The organism is Burkholderia arboris (assembly GCF_902499125.1).
GTDB lineage: Bacteria > Pseudomonadota > Gammaproteobacteria > Burkholderiales > Burkholderiaceae > Burkholderia > Burkholderia arboris.
In genome coordinates this window covers 155,645-172,988 of record NZ_CABVPX010000017.1, presented here as the reverse complement: position 1 = coordinate 172,988, position 17,344 = coordinate 155,645, and the positions used below count along the sequence as shown (strand labels likewise).

The 17,344-nt window shown below is 67.0% G+C and carries 15 protein-coding genes; 14 read left to right on the top strand and 1 reads right to left on the bottom strand.

Annotated features, from left to right (window positions below; all coding sequences use genetic code 11):
- Window positions 1–155: 155 nt before the first annotated feature.
- Window positions 156–1,307 (bottom strand): porin, encoded by a 1,152-nt coding sequence (locus BLA15945_RS21450; protein ID WP_174993302.1) that lies wholly within the window; start codon window positions 1,305–1,307, stop codon window positions 156–158.
- Window positions 1,308–1,586: 279 nt separating this feature from the next.
- Here BLA15945_RS21450 and coq7 point away from each other — a divergent pair, with 279 nt between their 5' ends.
- The 14 genes from coq7 (at window position 1,587) to BLA15945_RS21380 (ending at window position 17,325) form a co-directional block, all read left to right on the top strand.
- Window positions 1,587–2,210, top strand: coding sequence for a 2-polyprenyl-3-methyl-6-methoxy-1,4-benzoquinone monooxygenase (gene coq7, locus BLA15945_RS21445; protein WP_059236340.1), 624 nt, complete (start codon window positions 1,587–1,589; stop codon window positions 2,208–2,210).
- A 386-nt stretch (window positions 2,211–2,596) separates the two neighbouring features.
- Window positions 2,597–3,025 carry a division/cell wall cluster transcriptional repressor MraZ gene (gene mraZ, locus BLA15945_RS21440; protein WP_006487094.1) on the top strand — a complete coding sequence of 143 codons (429 nt, stop codon included), beginning with the start codon at window positions 2,597–2,599 and terminating at the stop codon, window positions 3,023–3,025.
- Window positions 3,026–3,048: 23 nt separating this feature from the next.
- Window positions 3,049–3,990 carry a 16S rRNA (cytosine(1402)-N(4))-methyltransferase RsmH gene (gene rsmH, locus BLA15945_RS21435; protein WP_059236338.1) on the top strand — a complete coding sequence of 314 codons (942 nt, stop codon included), beginning with the start codon at window positions 3,049–3,051 and terminating at the stop codon, window positions 3,988–3,990.
- Window positions 3,987–4,328 carry a cell division protein FtsL gene (ftsL, locus tag BLA15945_RS21430; RefSeq protein WP_059236336.1) on the top strand — a complete coding sequence of 114 codons (342 nt, stop codon included), beginning with the start codon at window positions 3,987–3,989 and terminating at the stop codon, window positions 4,326–4,328. Before rsmH ends, ftsL begins: the two co-directional genes overlap by 4 nt.
- On the top strand, window positions 4,325–6,172 hold the full coding sequence (locus BLA15945_RS21425) for a peptidoglycan D,D-transpeptidase FtsI family protein (RefSeq protein WP_059236334.1): 1,848 nt from the start codon (window positions 4,325–4,327) through the stop codon (window positions 6,170–6,172). Before ftsL ends, BLA15945_RS21425 begins: the two co-directional genes overlap by 4 nt.
- A complete protein-coding gene (locus tag BLA15945_RS21420) occupies window positions 6,169–7,707 on the top strand; it encodes a UDP-N-acetylmuramoyl-L-alanyl-D-glutamate--2,6-diaminopimelate ligase (RefSeq protein ID WP_174993301.1) in 1,539 nt (512 codons plus the stop codon). The genes BLA15945_RS21425 and BLA15945_RS21420 overlap by 4 nt, the downstream gene beginning before the upstream one ends.
- Window positions 7,704–9,110 carry a UDP-N-acetylmuramoyl-tripeptide--D-alanyl-D-alanine ligase gene (locus BLA15945_RS21415; protein ID WP_174993300.1) on the top strand — a complete coding sequence of 469 codons (1,407 nt, stop codon included), beginning with the start codon at window positions 7,704–7,706 and terminating at the stop codon, window positions 9,108–9,110. The genes BLA15945_RS21420 and BLA15945_RS21415 overlap by 4 nt, the downstream gene beginning before the upstream one ends.
- Window positions 9,111–9,126: 16 nt before the next feature.
- Window positions 9,127–10,296 carry a phospho-N-acetylmuramoyl-pentapeptide-transferase gene (mraY, locus tag BLA15945_RS21410; protein ID WP_006477019.1) on the top strand — a complete coding sequence of 390 codons (1,170 nt, stop codon included), beginning with the start codon at window positions 9,127–9,129 and terminating at the stop codon, window positions 10,294–10,296.
- 28 nt (window positions 10,297–10,324) lie between these two features.
- Window positions 10,325–11,836, top strand: a complete 1,512-nt coding sequence (gene murD / locus BLA15945_RS21405) for a UDP-N-acetylmuramoyl-L-alanine--D-glutamate ligase (RefSeq protein ID WP_174993299.1) — start codon at window positions 10,325–10,327, stop codon at window positions 11,834–11,836.
- Window positions 11,833–13,116 (top strand): putative lipid II flippase FtsW, encoded by a 1,284-nt coding sequence (gene ftsW, locus BLA15945_RS21400; RefSeq protein WP_059236324.1) that lies wholly within the window; start codon window positions 11,833–11,835, stop codon window positions 13,114–13,116. The genes murD and ftsW overlap by 4 nt, the downstream gene beginning before the upstream one ends.
- On the top strand, window positions 13,113–14,216 hold the full coding sequence (gene murG / locus BLA15945_RS21395; protein ID WP_174993298.1) for an undecaprenyldiphospho-muramoylpentapeptide beta-N-acetylglucosaminyltransferase: 1,104 nt from the start codon (window positions 13,113–13,115) through the stop codon (window positions 14,214–14,216). Before ftsW ends, murG begins: the two co-directional genes overlap by 4 nt.
- A complete protein-coding gene (murC, locus tag BLA15945_RS21390; RefSeq protein ID WP_174993297.1) occupies window positions 14,213–15,610 on the top strand; it encodes a UDP-N-acetylmuramate--L-alanine ligase in 1,398 nt (465 codons plus the stop codon). Before murG ends, murC begins: the two co-directional genes overlap by 4 nt.
- Window position 15,611: 1 nt before the next feature.
- Window positions 15,612–16,553: a D-alanine--D-alanine ligase gene (locus BLA15945_RS21385; protein ID WP_059236317.1), complete on the top strand. Its 942-nt coding sequence runs from the start codon at window positions 15,612–15,614 to the stop codon at window positions 16,551–16,553.
- Between the two features lie 19 nt (window positions 16,554–16,572).
- Window positions 16,573–17,325 carry a cell division protein FtsQ/DivIB gene (locus BLA15945_RS21380; protein ID WP_006477014.1) on the top strand — a complete coding sequence of 251 codons (753 nt, stop codon included), beginning with the start codon at window positions 16,573–16,575 and terminating at the stop codon, window positions 17,323–17,325.
- Window positions 17,326–17,344: the final 19 nt, after the last annotated feature.

The window sequence follows — 17,344 nt, the reverse complement described above, 5'->3', positions numbered from 1 at the left end:
CCCGCCAACCCGCCAACCCGCCAACCCGCCAACCCGCCAACCCGCCAACCCGCCAACCCGCCAACCCGCCAACCCGCAGGCGTTGCCGCCACTCCGGAAAAGAAAAAGGCGCCCGAAGGCGCCTTCAATATGCTGCGGCTTGTCAGGCAAGCTGATTAGAACTTGTGACGGATACCGACGCGCGCTGCGACCTGGTTGGCGGAGCTCGAACCTGCGAGACCGTTGATCGCTGCGGTTGCCTTCAGGACGTTGCCGTCCGCGTCGAGCACGCTGCCCGAAGCGTGTTGGTACACGCCGATTGCGTAGACGTCCGTGCGCTTCGACAGGAAGTAGTCGACGCCCAGCGAGCCTTGGTGGTACTTGGCTGCCGAGTTGCCGTCGATCTTGCTGCCTTGCGTGTAGTCGTACGCTGCGCCGAGAATCAGCGCCGGGGTCAGCTGATACTTGAAGTTGATTTCGCCGTTGTTGAACGTCGCGGTCTGGTTCACGAACGGGCCTGCCGAGAAGCCCTTGAACTTCGTGTTCGAGTACGTCGCGCCGATCGTTGCTGCGCCGAACGTGTAGGCGCCGCCTGCACCGATGACCTGGTACGTGTTCGCGTTGTTCGCGTACGCGCCGTAGATCGGCGACGAAACCGACGACGATGCCGAGCCGTTGTTGAACATGCCGCCGAACTGGTTCGGCGTACGTGCGTTCAAGTAACCGACGCCGAGGACCAGCGGGCCGTTGTTGTAGCCTGCGCCGAGCGACCAGACCTGGTTCTTCGAGAACTGGCCTGCCTGGCCACCGAAGCTGTACAGGCCGCCGAACGTGATGCCGCCGTAGCTCTGGCTCGTGAACTTGACCGCGTTGTTCACGCGATACGCGTTGTTGAAGTTGTCCAGGTCGCCCGGGTGAGCGGCGATGTAGCCGCCCCACTGGTCGCCTGCCTCGAGCGGGCCGACGAAGTCGACGACGGAGTCGTACTGGCGACCCAGCGTGACCGTGCCGTACGGGCTCGACAGGCCGACGTAAGCCTGACGACCGAACATCAGGCCGCCCTGACCGAGCTTGCCGCTGTTCACGTCAAAACCGTTTTCGAGAGTGAAGATCGCCTTCAGGCCGCCACCGAGGTCTTCGGTGCCGCGCAGGCCGAAGCGGCTGCCTTGCATCACGCCGCTTGCCATGCTGTAGAGGTGCTTGCCGCCTGCGTTGTTGTTGAAGAGCAGGCCTTCATCGATGATGCCGTAAAGCGTCACGCTGCTTTGCGCTTGGGCAGCGCCAGCGAACGCGCCCAGCGCGACGAGCGCGAGAAGCGACTTTTTCATTAACGGATCTCCAAGAATCACTGAATTTTTTTGGCGGGGCAGATAGTTATGTTCTGTTGACGGGCCCCATCAACTTCGCAAGAAGTCGGACGTAATGTAGCAAAACCGTTTTTTGCCACAAAGCGAAATGCCGCAGCTCAAGGCCGCCATGTTTCCTTTATGCAACAATGGTTAAAATCACGGGTTAACCGCAATTTCCGCTGAATAATCAAGTCGGTTACGCAGCGGACTCGTGCCCTTGCCGCTCGCGGCGGCACCAGCAGCCAGGAGAACAGGAACGTGTTGGATGAACTGATCAGCGAATTCGATCGCGGCTTGCGATCGCTGACCGGCATTAGCCGGATGAGCCGCCCGGTGCCCGCGCCGGCCGTGGTGCCGGACGTCGAGCTGACGCCCGCGGAGCGCACGCATGCCGCCGGGCTGATGCGCGTGAACCACGTTGGCGAGGTCTGCGCGCAGGCGCTTTACCAGGCGCAGAAACTCACTGCGCGCACGGCGTCGGCGAAGGCGATGTTCGAGGAGGCCGCGCGCGAGGAGGAAGACCACCTCGCATGGACCGCGCATCGCCTGAAGGAGCTCGACTCGCGCCCGAGCCTGCTGAACCCGCTGTGGTATGCCGGCGCGCTCGCGATCGGCGTGGCGGCCGGCACGCTCGGCGACAAGGTCAGCCTCGGCTTCATGGCCGAGACGGAGCGGCAGGTCGAGAATCACCTGGAAGGCCACATGTCCGAGCTGCCGGCGACCGACGCCGCGTCACGCGCGATCGTCGACCAGATGCGGATCGACGAGGTGAAGCACGGCAAGGCCGCGACCGATGCCGGCGGCATCGAGCTGCCGCTGCCCGCGCGCATGCTGATGCGCGCCGCGTCGAAAGTCATGACGAGCACTGCGTACTATCTCTGAGATTTGCGCCGGGGTGGCGTGGGACGCCGCCCCGGTCCGCCACCCCCGATACCGCCCGCGTACTCCTCGTTTTCCCGCCCCCGAAAGCCCCGTCCGCACGCCTGTCTGGCTCGTCTTTCTCACGTATCACCTTCACAAGTTGCACTAGCTCATTCATTTATAACGGTTTTTGGAATGAGGGGCCGCATGAGCATGTGCGCGTAAGTCCTTGTTCTAACTAACAAAATTCGTCAAAAAAGCGGGCCGCTCCCTTGACCGTGCCACACCCTTCCTCTAAAGTGGGAGACAGTGTGAGAAAGTGTATTTTTGTGTGATTTAGCGGGCTGTTCCGGCTAAATTCTCAGCATTGAGCGGGTGCTTCGGTGCCCTGAACGGGAGAGCGGAAAGTGTTCCAAGGGGCGTCGGCGCTGACGCTCGATGCGAAAGGGCGGATGTCGGTGCCGGCTCGCTATCGCGAAGCGCTGCAAGGACAGGCAGAAGGACGGGTGACTGTGACCAAGCACCCGGACGGCTGCCTGTTGCTGTTTCCGCGCCCCGAATGGGAAGTATTCCGCGCCAAGATCGCCGCGCTGCCGATGGACGCGCACTGGTGGCGGCGAATTTTTCTCGGCAATGCGATGGATGTCGATCTCGACAGCGCGGGCCGGATTCTTGTATCGCCCGAGCTGCGCATGGCAGCCGGACTGGAAAAGGAAGTCATGTTGTTGGGAATGGGTAGTCACTTCGAGCTGTGGGATTCGCAAACCTACAACGCGAAGGAGCAGGCGGCGATGGCGCAGGGCATGCCCGACGCGCTGAAGAATTTCACGTTCTGATTGCGGTGACGGAGACGCCCGCGATGGGAAATGAACTGCGGCATCGGACGGTGCTGTTGGATGAGGCGGTCGAGTCGCTCGTGACGCGGCCGGACGGCGTGTACGTCGACGGAACGTTCGGGCGGGGCGGTCATAGCCGCGCGGTGCTCGCGCGGCTGGCGTCGGCCGGACGGCTGATCGCGTTCGACAAGGATCCGAGGGCGATCGAGACGGCGCAGGGCATCGAGGATGCGCGCTTCTCGATCGTGCATGACAGCTTTGCATCGATGCGCGACGCGCTTGCGGCGCGCGGCGTCGAGAAGGTGTCGGGTGTGTTGCTGGACCTGGGCGTGTCCTCGCCGCAGGTGGACGATCCGGCGCGCGGCTTCAGCTTCCGCGCCGATGGTCCGCTGGACATGCGAATGGATCCGACGCGTGGCGAGTCGGCGGCCGAATGGCTCGCGCGGGCTTCGGTGCAGGAATTGACGGAGGTGATACGGGATTATGGGGAAGAACGGTTTGCTTTTCAGATTGCAAAGGCGCTTGTTGCTCGCCGGGCAGAGTCCGACCGTCTTGGGCCTCTCGACACCACGGGCGAGCTTGCCCAAATCGTGGGTCACGTCGTCAAAACCCGTGAGAAGGGCAAGGATCCGGCAACCCGCACCTTTCAGGCTATACGGATTCACGTCAATCAAGAGCTTGCGGACCTGCAAGTCGTACTAGACGCGGCACTGTCGTTGCTGGAGCAAGGGGGGCGGCTGGTGGTCATCAGCTTTCATTCACTCGAGGACCGGATCGTCAAGCGATTCATGCAGGCGCACGCGAGTGCGCCTGCGGTCGATCGCCGCCTGCCGATCCGCGCCGTCGACCTCCCGAGCCCGCCGCTCAAGATCATCAGCCGCCAGTTTCCGAGCGACGCGGAAGTCGCGGAGAATCCGCGCGCCCGCTCGGCCGTGATGCGCATCGCGGAGCGCGTCACGCCATGAGCCGCTTCAATATCTTCCTGCTGATCATCGTGATGGGGTGCGCGCTGTCGGTCGTCAACTCGACGAACCAGCAGCGGCAGATCTTCATCCAGCTGCAGCGCGCGCAGTCGCAGGAGCGTCAGCTCCAGCAGGACTACGCGCAGCTTCAATATCAGCAGAGCGCGCTTTCGAAGACGTCGCGCATCGAGCAGCTCGCGAACGATTCGCTGAAGATGCAGCCGATCTCGACCGGCCGCACGCAATACCTGACGCTGGCGCCGGGCGCCGCGAAGGCGATCGACGCGCCGATCCCGGCTTCGGCCGACACGGCAGGCAAGGGCAAGGGGGGCGCGCGATGAAGCCATCCCAGAAGCGCCAGAACGTGAAGTTCTCGTCGAGTCCCGTGCTGGGCGTGCATCTGCCGATGTGGCGCTCGAAGTTTGTCGTGTTCCTGCTGTTCATGGCGTTCGTCGCGCTGGCCGCGCGGGCGTTCTGGATCCAGGGGCCCGGCAACGCGTTCTACCAGAAGCAGGGCGAGAGCCGCTACCAGCGCACGCTCGAACTGCCCGCGACGCGCGGCAAGATCCTCGACCGTAACGGGCTCGTGCTCGCGACGAGCCTGCCCGTGCGCGCGATCTGGGCGATTCCCGACGCGGTGCCGGACGATCTCGACGCCGACAAGGTCAACCAGCTCGGCAAGCTCCTCGGCATGACGCCGAAGGAACTGCGCGTGAAGCTGTCGGAAGACAAGGGGTTCGTGTACGTGAAGCGCCAGGTGCCGCTCGACGTCGCGGACAAGGTCGCAGCGCTCGACATCCCCGGCATCTACCAGCGCAACGAATACAAACGTTTCTATCCGGAAGGCGAGATCACCGCTCACCTGATCGGCTTCACGAACGTCGAGGACGAAGGGCAGGAAGGCGTCGAACTCGGCGACCAGAAGATGCTGTCCGGCACGTCGGGCGTGCGTCGCGTGATCAAGGACCGGATGGGGCACATCGTCGAGGACGTCGCCGAGCAGATCCCGCCGCACAACGGCACCGACGTCGACCTGTCGATCGACAGCAAGATCCAGTACATCGCGTACGCGAACCTGAAGGCCGCCGTCGAGAAGTTCAAGGCGAAGGCCGGCGCGGCGATGGTCGTCGACGTGCGTACCGGCGAAGTGCTCGCGCTCGTCAACTATCCGACGTACAACCCGAACGACCGCTCGCGCATGACGGGCGAGCAGCTGCGCAACCGGATCATGACCGACGTGTTCGAGCCGGGCTCGATCATGAAGCCGTTCACGGTGTCGCTCGCGCTCGACCTGCATCGCGTGACGCCGAACACGCTCGTCGAAACGGGCAACGGGCACTTCGTGCTCGACGGCGCGCCGATCACCGACGACGCGGGCTTCGGCACGCTGACGGTCGGCGGCGTGATCCAGAAGTCGAGCAACATCGGCGCGACGAAGATCGCGATGACGATGCGGCCCGAGGAAATGTGGAATATGTATACGAGCATCGGCCTGGGCCAGGCGCCGAAGGTCGGGTTCCCGGGCGCGGTGGCCGGCCGCCTGCGTCCGTGGAAGAGCTGGCGCCGCATCGAGCAGGCGACGATGTCGTACGGCTACGGCCTGTCGGTGTCGCTGTTCCAGCTCGCGCGTGCATACACGGCGATCGCGCACGACGGCGAACTGATGCCCGTGACCATTTTCAAGACCGACCCCAATCAGCCGATCGTGGGTACGCAGGTGTTCAACCCGACCACCGCGCGCGAAGTGCGCGCGATGCTCGAGACGGTGGTCGCGCCGGGCGGCACGTCGCCGGACGCGGCCGTGCCGGGCTATCGCGTCGGCGGCAAGAGCGGTACCGCGTACAAACATGAAGGTCACGGCTATACGCGCAAGTACCGCGCGTCGTTCGTCGGGATGGCGCCGATGCCGAATCCGCGCATCGTCGTTGCGGTGTCGGTCGACGAGCCGACCGCCGGCAGCCACTTCGGCGGCCAGGTGTCCGGCCCCGTATTCTCGGCGATCGCCGGCGACACGATGCGGGCACTGAACGTGCCGCCGAACATGCCGATCAAGCAACTCGTCGTGTCTGACGATTCGCCGGCAGCGCCGACCGCAACCGGGCCGCAAAAGCTGGCCGCGGGGAGCGGTGCGAAGCATATGATCGTGTCCAGCACGACGCGTAATTCACCAGGAGTTGTTCGATGAGCGCCGCCCGCAGTTCCCATCCGGCGCATCAGCAGATCGCAGCCGCGCTTGCGTGGCTGCGTCAGCATGTGTCCCCCGCGGCGCACCTGCATGCCGACACGCGCAGCCTCAAGGCGGGCGACGTGTTCGTCGCGTATGCGGTCGACGGGGCAGACAACCGTGCTTTCATCGGCGACGCCATCGCACAAGGTGCGGCCGCCGTGCTGTATCAGCCGGAAGGGCTGGCCGCCGCGCCGGCCGCGCCCGTCGCGTTCGCGGTGCCGGCGCTCGACCAGCTCGCCGGCGAGATCGCCAGCGGCTGGTACGGCGATCCGAGCGACAGCCTGCTCGCGGTCGGCGTCACCGGCACGAACGGCAAGACGTCGTGCACGCAATGGATCGCCGCCGCGCTGACGGCGCTGCACCAGCCGTGCGCGCTGATCGGCACGCTCGGCACCGGCATGCCGGGCCATCTCGTGCCGACCGGTTTCACGACGCCCGACGCGTCGCAGCTTCAGCGCAGCCTTGCGCAGTTGCGCGACGCGGGCGCGAAGGCCGTGGCGATGGAAGTGTCGTCGCACGCGCTGCATCAGGGCCGCGTGAACGGCACGGCCTTCGATATCGCGGTGTTTACGAACCTCACGCAGGATCACCTGGATTATCACGGCACGTTCGATGCGTACGAAGCCGCCAAGGCGAAGCTGTTCGCGTGGCGCGGCCTGCGCGCGGCGGTGATCAACCGCGACGATGCAGCCGGCCGGCGCCTGCTCGAAAAGCTGGCCGGCCGCGTGCGCACGATCGCGTACGGAATCGGCGACGCATCGGCGCCCGAGGCCGATCGTGAGCTGACTGCGCTCGACGTGCGCGCCACCGCGACCGGCACGGCGTTTCGCCTGCGTTCGTCGTGGGGCGACGCGGACGTCGAAGTCGGTACGCTCGGCACGTTCAACGTCAGCAACCTGCTTGCCGTGCTCGGCTCGCTGCTCGCGGCCGACGTGCCGTTCGATGCGGCGCTCGCCGAGATCCAGCGGCTCGAGTCCGTCAACGGCCGGATGCAGCGGCTCGGCGGCCGGCTGCAGAACGACGAGCCGCTCGTCGTGATCGACTACGCACACACGCCCGACGCGCTCGAAAAGACGCTCGACGCGCTGCGCCCGATCGCCACGGCGCGCGGCGGCCGGCTCGTCTGCATGTTCGGCTGCGGCGGCGATCGCGATGCGACGAAGCGCCCGCTGATGGGCGCGATCGCGGAACGGCTCGCCGATGAAACCGTCGTCACCAGCGACAACCCGCGCAGCGAGGATCCGCAGCGCATCATCGACCAGATCGTCGCGGGCATGACCGCGCCCGGTCACGCACGCCGCATCGAGGATCGCGCGAGCGCGATCCTGCAGGCCGTGCGCGGCGCCGCACGCGAGGATGTCGTCGTGCTGGCCGGCAAGGGCCACGAGGCCACGCAGGAAATCATGGGCAAGAAGCGTACGTTCTCCGACCAGGATCACGCGCGGCTCGCGCTGGCAGCGCGCGCAACGCACGGCAAGGGAGGCGGCGAATGACGATGCTCGGTCTCGGCGAAGCCGCCCGCCTGATTCCCGGCGCCACCGTCCACGGCGACGCGGGCGTCACGTTCGACCGCGTGTCGACGGACAGCCGCACGGCCGGCCCGGGCGACCTGTTCGTCGCACTGAAAGGCGAGCGCTTCGACGCGCACGACTTCCTTGGCGACGTCGCCGCGCGCGGCGCTGCCGCGGCGCTCGTCTCGCACGTGCCGGCGGGTGTCGCGATGCCGATGATCGTGGGCGGCGAAACGCGTGCCGCGCTCGGCGCGCTCGCACACGGCTGGCGCATGCGATTTCCGCTGCCGCTCGTCGCGGTGACGGGCAGCAACGGCAAGACGACCGTCAAGGAAATGATCGCGTCGATCTTCGCGGCGGCGGTCGGTGCCGATGCGCGGCTCGCGACGGCCGGCAACCTGAACAACGATGTCGGCCTGCCGCTGACGCTGCTGCGCCTGTCGGCCCAGCATCGTCTCGCGGTGATCGAGATCGGGATGAACCACCCGGGCGAGACCGAAGTCCTCGCGCGCCTCACGGCGCCGACGGTCGCGCTCGTGAACAACGCGCAGCGCGAGCACCAGGAATTCATGGCGACGGTCGAAGCCGTCGCGCTCGAACACGCGGCCGTGATTCATGCGCTGCCGCCTGACGGCGTCGCGGTGTTCCCGGCCGACGATGCGTACGCGGGCATCTGGCGCGTCGCGGCGACCGGCAACCGGATCCTCGATTTCGCGCTGCACGACGCCGACCGGCAGAACGACGCGCAGGTCATCGGCCGCCTGCACGGCGGCGAACTCGCGATCGACACGCCGGCGGGCGCCGTCACGGTGCGGCTGCGCGCGCTCGGCGAGCACAACGCACGCAACGCGCTGGCCGCGACGGCCGCGGCGCTCGGCGCCGGCGTCGCGCTGCCGGCGATCAGGCAGGGTCTCGAATCGTTCGAACCGGTCAAGGGCCGGCTGCAGGTGAAGCAGGCGATTGCCGGCGGCCTCGCGGGCGCGACGGTCGTCGACGATACGTACAACGCGAATCCCGATTCGATGCGGGCCGCGATCGACGTGCTCGCTGCACATCCGGCGCCGCGCGTGCTGGTGATCGGCGACATGGGTGAAGTCGGTGACGAAGGGCCGGCTTTCCATCGCGAGATCGGCGCCTATGCGCGCGATCGCGGAATCGACGCGCTGTTCGCGCTCGGCGACGCATCGCGCGACGCGTGCACGGCGTACGGCGCAACCGCCCGTCACTTCGACGACGTCGGTGCGCTCGTGCCGGCGCTGCTCGCGGCCGGCTACGGCGCGCAGGCGACGGTGCTCGTCAAGGGCTCGCGGTACATGAAGATGGAGCGCGTGGTCGACGCGCTGACGAACCAACCCGCGGCGGGCATGGCGCCCGCGGCACACTGAGTAGAAGGAAGGAAGCATGCTGCTGGCGCTGGCGCAATGGCTGCAAGGAGACGCAAGCTTTTTGCGCTTGTTCACGTACCTCACGTTCCGGGCGGTGATGGCCACCATCACCGCGCTCGGGATCGGGCTCGTGTGCGGACCGTGGGTGATCCGCAAGCTGACGCAGATGAAGGTCGGGCAGGCCGTGCGCAAGGACGGCCCGCAGACCCACCTCGTCAAGTCCGGCACGCCGACGATGGGCGGCGTGCTGATCCTGATCGGCATCGCGGTCGCGACGCTGCTGTGGGGCGATCTGACGAACCGTTTCATCTGGATCGTGATGCTCGTCACGTTCGGCTTCGGCGTGATCGGCTGGGTCGACGATTACCGCAAGGTCGTCCACAAGGACCCGCGCGGGATGTCGTCGCGCGAGAAGTATTTCTGGCAGTCGGTGATCGGGCTGTTCGCGGCCGTCTACCTGGCCTTCAGCGTGTCCGAGGCGAACAACGTGCGCGTGTTCGACCTGTTCATGGCGTGGGTGAGGAGCGGGCTGTCGATGGGGTTGCCGGCACGCGCCGACCTGATGCTGCCGTTCCTGAAGTCGATCAGCTACCCGCTCGGCGTCTGGGGCTTCATCGTGCTGACCTATTTCGTGATCGTCGGCGCGAGCAACGCGGTGAACCTGACGGACGGCCTCGACGGCCTCGTGATCATGCCGGTCGTGCTGGTCGGCGCGTCGCTCGGTGTGTTTGCGTACGTGATGGGCAGCGCGGTCTATTCAAAATACCTGCTGTTTCCGCACATCCCGGGCGCGGGCGAACTGCTGATCTTCTGTTCCGCGATGGGCGGGGCAGGGCTCGCGTTCCTCTGGTACAACACGCACCCCGCGCAGGTGTTCATGGGCGACGTCGGCGCGCTGGCGCTCGGCGGCGCGCTCGGCACGGTCGCGGTGATCGTGCGCCAGGAAATCGTGCTGTTCATCATGGGCGGCATCTTCGTCGCGGAAACGCTGTCGGTGATGCTGCAGGTTTCGTGGTTCAAGTACACGAAGAAGCGTTACGGCGAAGGGCGGCGCCTGCTGAAGATGGCGCCGCTGCATCACCATTTCGAATTGTCCGGCTGGAAAGAAACGCAGGTGGTCGTGCGTTTCTGGATCATCACGCTGATGCTGTGCCTGTTCGGTCTGACCACCCTCAAGCTGCGGTAAAGGAAAGGTAACAAGGATGTCTGGCGAGATGTTTGGAGATCGGCAACGGCCGATGGTGCTCGTACTGGGGCTCGGTGAATCGGGTCTCGCGATCGCGCGATGGTGCGCGAGGCACGGGTGCCGGCTGCGTATTGCCGATACCCGCGAGGCGCCGCCGAACCTTGCCGCACTGCAGGCCGAAGGCATCGATGCGGAATTCGTCGGCGGGGCGTTCACGCCCGCGCTGCTCGACGGCGGTGTCGAACTCGTCGGCCTGAGCCCCGGCCTGTCGCCGCTCGAACCGGCGCTCGCGGCGCTGGTCGCGGCCACGCACGAGCGCGGGATCGCGGTGTGGGGCGAACTGGAATTCTTCGCGCAGGCGCTGCGCGCGCTCGGCACGAGCGGCTACCAGCCGAAGGTGCTCGCGATCACCGGCACCAACGGCAAGACCACGACGACGAGCCTCACGGGCCTGCTGTGCCAGCGCTCGGGCAAGAAGGTCGCGGTCGCCGGCAACATCAGCCCGGCGATGCTCGACCGGCTCGCGAACGCGATCGACGAAACCGCGCTGCCCGACGTCTGGGTGCTCGAACTGTCGAGCTTCCAGCTCGAGACCGCGCGCACGTTTGCGCCCGACGCGGCCGCGATCCTCAACATCACGCAGGACCACCTCGACTGGCACGGCAGCTTCGACGCGTACGCGCAGGCAAAGGGCCGGATCTTCGGTGCGACGACGACGCGTGTGCTGAACCGCGACGATTCGGCCGTGATGAAGTTTGCACCGGCGGCCGGCGCGGCCGATGCGCCGCGCACGGTCACGTTCGGCCTGAACGAACCGGTGCAGGACGGCGACTACGGGCTGTCGCGCGACAACGGCATCGCATGGCTGGTGGAAGCCGTCGATCGCGACGCGCCCGATGAAGTGACGACGACCCGCCGGCGCAAGCGCGACGCCGCGCATACGCCCGACATCGCGCAGAAGCGCCTGATGCCGGCCGACGCGCTGCGGATTCGCGGGCTGCACAACGCGGCGAACGCGCTGGCCGCGTTCGCGCTCGCACGCGCGATCGACCTGCCGGCCGCACCGCTGCTGCACGCGCTGCGCGAATACCGCGGCGAAGCGCATCGCGTCGAAGTGATCGCGACGATCGACGACGTCGACTACGTCGACGACAGCAAGGGCACCAACGTCGGCGCGACGGTAGCCGCGCTCGACGGGCTCGCCCAGAAGATCGTGCTGATCGCGGGCGGCGACGGCAAGGGGCAGGATTTCGCGCCGCTGGTCGCGCCGGTCGCGCGCTGGTGCCGTGCAGTGATGCTGATCGGCCGCGACGCGCCGGCGATCCGCGACACGCTTGCCGAAACGGGCGTGCCGCTCGCCGACCACGCGACGCTCGAAGGCGCAGTGCACGCGGCGGCCGGTCTCGCGGAGCCGGGCGACGCGGTGCTGCTGTCGCCCGCGTGCGCGAGCCTCGACATGTTCAGGAACTACGCCCATCGCGCGGATGTGTTCCGCGCGGCGGTCGACGAAATCGCCATCGACAAAGGAGCGACGCCATGAGCTGGTCCGATCGCCTCGTCTCCCGTTTCAACGACCGGCGCGACACCGGCGGCAATGCCGCGGGCGGTCGCGTCGCGTCGGCCACGCGCGCCGCGACGGGCGGCCTCGCGAGCGTCGTCAACGGCGTGCGCCCGAGCCGTTCGCGGATGCTCGACTTCGACTACTCGCTGTTGTGGGTCGCGATCGCGCTGCTCGGGCTCGGCGTCGTGATGGTGTATTCGGCGTCGATCGCGATGCCCGATTCGCCGAAATACGCGTCGTATCACGATTACGCGTTCCTGATGCGCCACTGCATCTCGCTCGCCGTCGCGTTCGTCGCGGCGGTGATCGCGTTCCGCGTGCCGGTGTCGACGTGGGACAAGTACGCGCCGCATCTCTTCCTGATCGCGCTCGTCGGCCTCGTGATCGTGCTGATCCCGCACGTCGGCAAGGGCGTGAACGGTGCGCGCCGCTGGATTCCGCTCGGCATCACGAACATGCAGCCGTCGGAAATCATGAAGCTCGCGGTGACGATCTACGCGGCGAACTACACGGTGCGCAAGCAGGAATACATGCAGAGCTTCGCGAAGGGCTTCCTGCCGATGGCGTTCGCGGTCGGTCTGGTCGGCGCGCTGCTGCTGCTCGAGCCGGACATGGGTGCGTTCATGGTGGTCGCCGCGATCGCGATGGGCGTGCTGTTCCTCGGCGGCGTGAACGGCAAGCTGTTCGGCGGTCTCGTCGCGACGGCGGTCGGCACGTTCACGATGCTCGTGTGGCTGTCGCCGTGGCGTCGCGAGCGGATCTTCGCGTATCTCGACCCGTGGGACGAGCGCTACGCGCAGGGCAAGGCATACCAGCTCACGCACTCGCTGATCGCATTCGGCCGCGGCGAGTGGTTCGGCGTCGGTCTCGGCGGCAGCGTCGAGAAGCTGAACTACCTGCCGGAAGCGCATACCGACTTCATCCTCGCGGTGATCGGCGAGGAACTCGGTTTCGTCGGCGTGCTGGTCGTGATCCTGCTGTTCTACTGGATCGTGCGCCGCGCGTTCGAGATCGGCCGCCAGGCGCTCGCGCTCGACCGCACGTTCGCGGGCCTGATGGCGAAGGGCATCGGCATCTGGTTCGGCGCGCAGACGTTCATCAACATGGGCGTGAACCTCGGGCTGCTGCCGACCAAGGGCCTGACGCTGCCGCTCGTGAGCTACGGCGGCTCGGGCATCCTGCTGAACTGCGTCTCGCTCGCGGTGCTGCTGCGGGTCGACTACGAAAACCGGGTGCTGATGCGCGGAGGGAAGGTATGACCGCGTCGCAACGCACGCTGATGGTGATGGCAGGCGGCACCGGGGGCCACGTGTTCCCGGGGCTCGCGGTCGCGCACCGGATGGAAGCGGCGGGCTGGCGCGTCGTATGGCTCGGCAATCCGGCCGGGATGGAAGCGACGCTCGTGCCGAAGCACGGCATTCCGATGGAATACGTGCGGTTCGGCGGGCTGCGCGGCAAGGGCCTGAAGACCAAGCTGACGCTGCCGGTCAACCTGCTGCGCGCATGCTGGCAGAGCCTCGGCGCGCTGCGCCGCGTGCGGCCGGACGTCGTGCTCGGGATGGGCGGCTACATCACGTTCCCGGCGGGCGTGATGACCGCGCTGTCGGGGCGTCCGCTCGTGCTGCATGAACAGAATTCGATCGCGGGCCTGACGAACAAGGTGCTCGCGAAACTCGCGAAGCGCGTGCTCGTCGCGTTCCCCGGCGCGCTGCCGCACGCGGAATGGACGGGTAACCCGATTCGCGCGGAACTTGCGCACACGGAGCCGCCCAAAGCACGCTATGCGTCGCGCAGCGGCCCGTTGAACGTGCTGGTCGTCGGCGGCAGCCTCGGTGCCGCCGCGCTGAACGAAGTCGTGCCGCGCGCGCTGGCGCTGCTGTCGCCGGGCGAGCGCCCGCGCGTCGTGCACCAGGCCGGCGTGAAGCACATCGAAGCATTGAAGTCGAATTACGAAGCGGCCGGTTTCGCGGCCGGCGAAGACGTGCGGCTCGTGCCGTTCATCGACGACATGGCGGCCGCGTATGCGGCGGCGGATCTGGTGATCTGCCGGTCGGGTGCGATGACGGTGTCGGAGATCGCGGCGGTGGGCGTGGCGGCGCTGTTCGTGCCGTTCCCGTACGCGGTCGACGATCACCAGACGACCAACGCCGCGTTCCTCGCCGATGCGGGCGCGGCCGTGCTGGTGCAACAACGCGACCTGTCGGCGGAACTGCTTGCCGACTGGTTGCGCGGCCAGTCGCGGGCGTCGCTCGCGGACATGGCGGAACGTTCGCGCTCGCTGGCGAAGCCCGAGGCCACCGACGAAGTCGCGCGCGTGTGCGCGAAAGCGGCCGGCGCGAACCTGGAAACACTGCAATGAAACACATCGTCAAACACATTCATTTCGTCGGGATCGGCGGCGCGGGCATGAGCGGCATCGCCGAAGTGCTCGTCAATCTTGGCTACGAGGTCAGCGGCTCGGACCTGTCGCGCAATGCGGTGACCGATCGTCTCGAGGCGCTCGGCGCACGGATCGCGATCGGCCACGACGCGGCGAACATCGCGGGCGCGAACGCGGTCGTCGTGTCGACGGCCGTGCGTTCGGACAACCCGGAAGTGCTCGCCGCGCGCCACCAGCGCGTGCCGATCGTGCAGCGCGCGGTGATGCTCGCGGAACTGATGCGCCTGAAGCAGGGGATCGCGATCGCCGGCACGCATGGCAAGACCACGACGACGAGCCTCGTCGCGAGCGTGCTCGCGGCGGGGGGCCTCGATCCGACCTTCGTGATCGGCGGCCGGCTGATCAGCGCCGGCGCGAATGCGCGACTCGGCACGGGCGACTTCATCGTCGCCGAGGCCGACGAGTCGGACGCGTCGTTCCTGAACCTGTATCCGGTGATCGAAGTCATCACGAACATCGATGCCGACCACATGGACACCTACGGCCACGATTTCGCGCGGCTCAAGCAGGCGTTCATCGAATTCACGCAGCGCCTGCCGTTCTACGGCAGCGCGGTCGTGTGCGTCGACGATCCGAACGTGCGGCAGATCATCCCGTTCATCTCGAAGCCGGTCGTGCGCTACGGCCTGTCGCCGGACGCGCAGGTGCGTGCGGAAGACATCGATGCGCGCGACGGCCGGATGCACTTCACGGTAGTCCGCGAAGGGCGTGCGCCGCTCGCGATCGTGCTGAACCTGCCGGGCCTGCACAACGTGCAGAACGCGCTCGCGGCGATCGCGATTGCGACCGATCTCGGCGTGGCGGACGACGCGATCCAGCAGGCGCTCGCGGAATTCAACGGCGTCGGCCGGCGCTTCCAGCGCTACGGCGAGGTGCCGACCGCGGACGGCGGCCAGTACACGCTGATCGACGACTACGGCCATCACCCGGTCGAGATGGCCGCGACGATCGCGGCCGCGCGCGGCGCGTTCCCGGGCCGCCGCCTCGTGCTGGCGTTCCAGCCGCACCGCTACACGCGCACGCGCGACTGTTTCGACGATTTCGTCAACGTGCTGTCGACGGTCGATGCGCTGGTGCTGACGGAAGTCTACGCGGCCGGCGAGGCTGCGATCCCGACGGCGAGCGGCGACGCGCTGTCGCGTGCGCTGCGCGCGGTGGGCAAGGTTGACCCGGTGTTCGTCGCAACGGTCGACGACGTGCCGGCTGCATTGGCGAAGGTCGCGCAGAACGGCGACGTGGTGATCACGATGGGTGCGGGCTCGATCGGCGGCGTGCCGGCGAAGCTCGTGCAACACATTCAACAGAAGGCATGACATGAGCGGGATCGATCCGAAACGTTTCGGCAAGGTGGCGGTGTTGTTCGGCGGCGAATCCGCCGAGCGCGAGGTGTCGCTCACCTCGGGCCGCCTCGTGCTGCAGGGCCTGCGTGACGCGGGCGTCGATGCACATCCGTTCGACCCGGCCGAGCGGCCGCTGTCGGCACTGAAGGACGAAGGCTTCGTGCGCGCGTTCAACGCGCTGCACGGCGGCTACGGCGAGAACGGCCAGATCCAGGGCGCGCTCGATTTCTACGGCATTCGCTACACGGGCAGCGGCGTGCTCGGGTCCGCGCTCGGCCTCGACAAGTTCCGCACGAAGCTCGTGTGGCAGCAGACGGGCGTGCCGACGCCGCCGTTCGAGACGGTGATGCGCGGCGACGACCTGGCCGCACGCGCGACCGACATCGTCGCGAAGCTCGGCCTGCCGCTGTTCGTGAAGCCGGCGAGCGAAGGCTCGAGCGTCGCGGTGCTGAAGGTGAAGACGGCCGACGCGCTGCCGGCCGCGCTCGAGGAAGCCGCGACGCACGACAAGATCGTGATCGTCGAGAAGAGCATCGAAGGCGGCGGCGAATACACCGCGTGCATCGCCGGCGATCTCGACCTGCCGCTGATCAAGATCGTGCCGGCGGGCGAGTTCTACGACTACCACGCGAAGTACGTCGCCGACGACACGCAGTACCTGATTCCGTGCGGCCTGCCGGCCGAACAGGAAGCGGAACTGAAGCGCATCGCGCGCCGCGCGTTCGACGTGCTCGGCTGCACCGACTGGGGCCGGGCGGATTTCATGCTCGACGCGGCCGGCAATGCGTATTTCCTGGAAGTGAACACGGCCCCCGGGATGACCGATCACTCGCTGCCGCCGAAGGCCGCGCGCGCGGTCGGCATCAGCTATTCGGAGCTGGTCGTGAAGGTGCTGTCGCTCACGCTCAACGACTGACGCAGGAACGGAACGACGTATGTGGAACAACGTTCGCCAACTCAACCTTGCCGCCAGCGCGTTGTACGCGCTGCTGCTGCTCGTGTTGGCGGCGGCCGGTTGCTACTGGCTGATCCAGCGCCCGACGTTCGCGCTGCGGGAAATCCGGATCGACGGCGACACCGAGCACATCAACTCGCCGACGGTGCGCGCGGGCGTGGTCGGCCGGCTGAAGGGCAATTTCTTCACGGTCGATCTCGATACGGCGCGCGCCGCGTTCGAGCAGATGCCGTGGGTGCGCCATGCGAGCGTGCGCCGGGTGTGGCCGAATGCGCTGGCTGTCACGCTGGAGGAGTACAAACCGCTCGGGACCTGGGGCAGCGACCAGTTGGTGAGCGTCGATGGCGAGCTGTTCACCGCGAACCAGGGCGAGCTGGAGCAGGAGCTGCCGGCGTTCGACGGCCCGGAAGGCAGTGCGAAGGAAGTCGTCACGCGGTATCGCGACTTCGGGAAATGGTTTGCGCCGCTAAAGGCGGCGCCGGAAGAAGTGACGCTGTCGGCGCGGTACGCGTGGACGGTGAAGCTGTCGAACGGCATGCAGGTCGAGCTGGGCAAGGAACGCAACAGCGACACATTGCATGACCGGAGCCAGCGCCTGGTCGCCGCGTGGCCGGCCGTCACGGAGCGTTGGGGCAACGACATCGAGTACGCGGACCTGCGTTATCCGAACGGATTCGCGATTCGTGCGGCAGGCATGCGGTTCCTGACCGATACCGACAAGCGCAAGAAGTAACGAGAGATCACACGCAAGA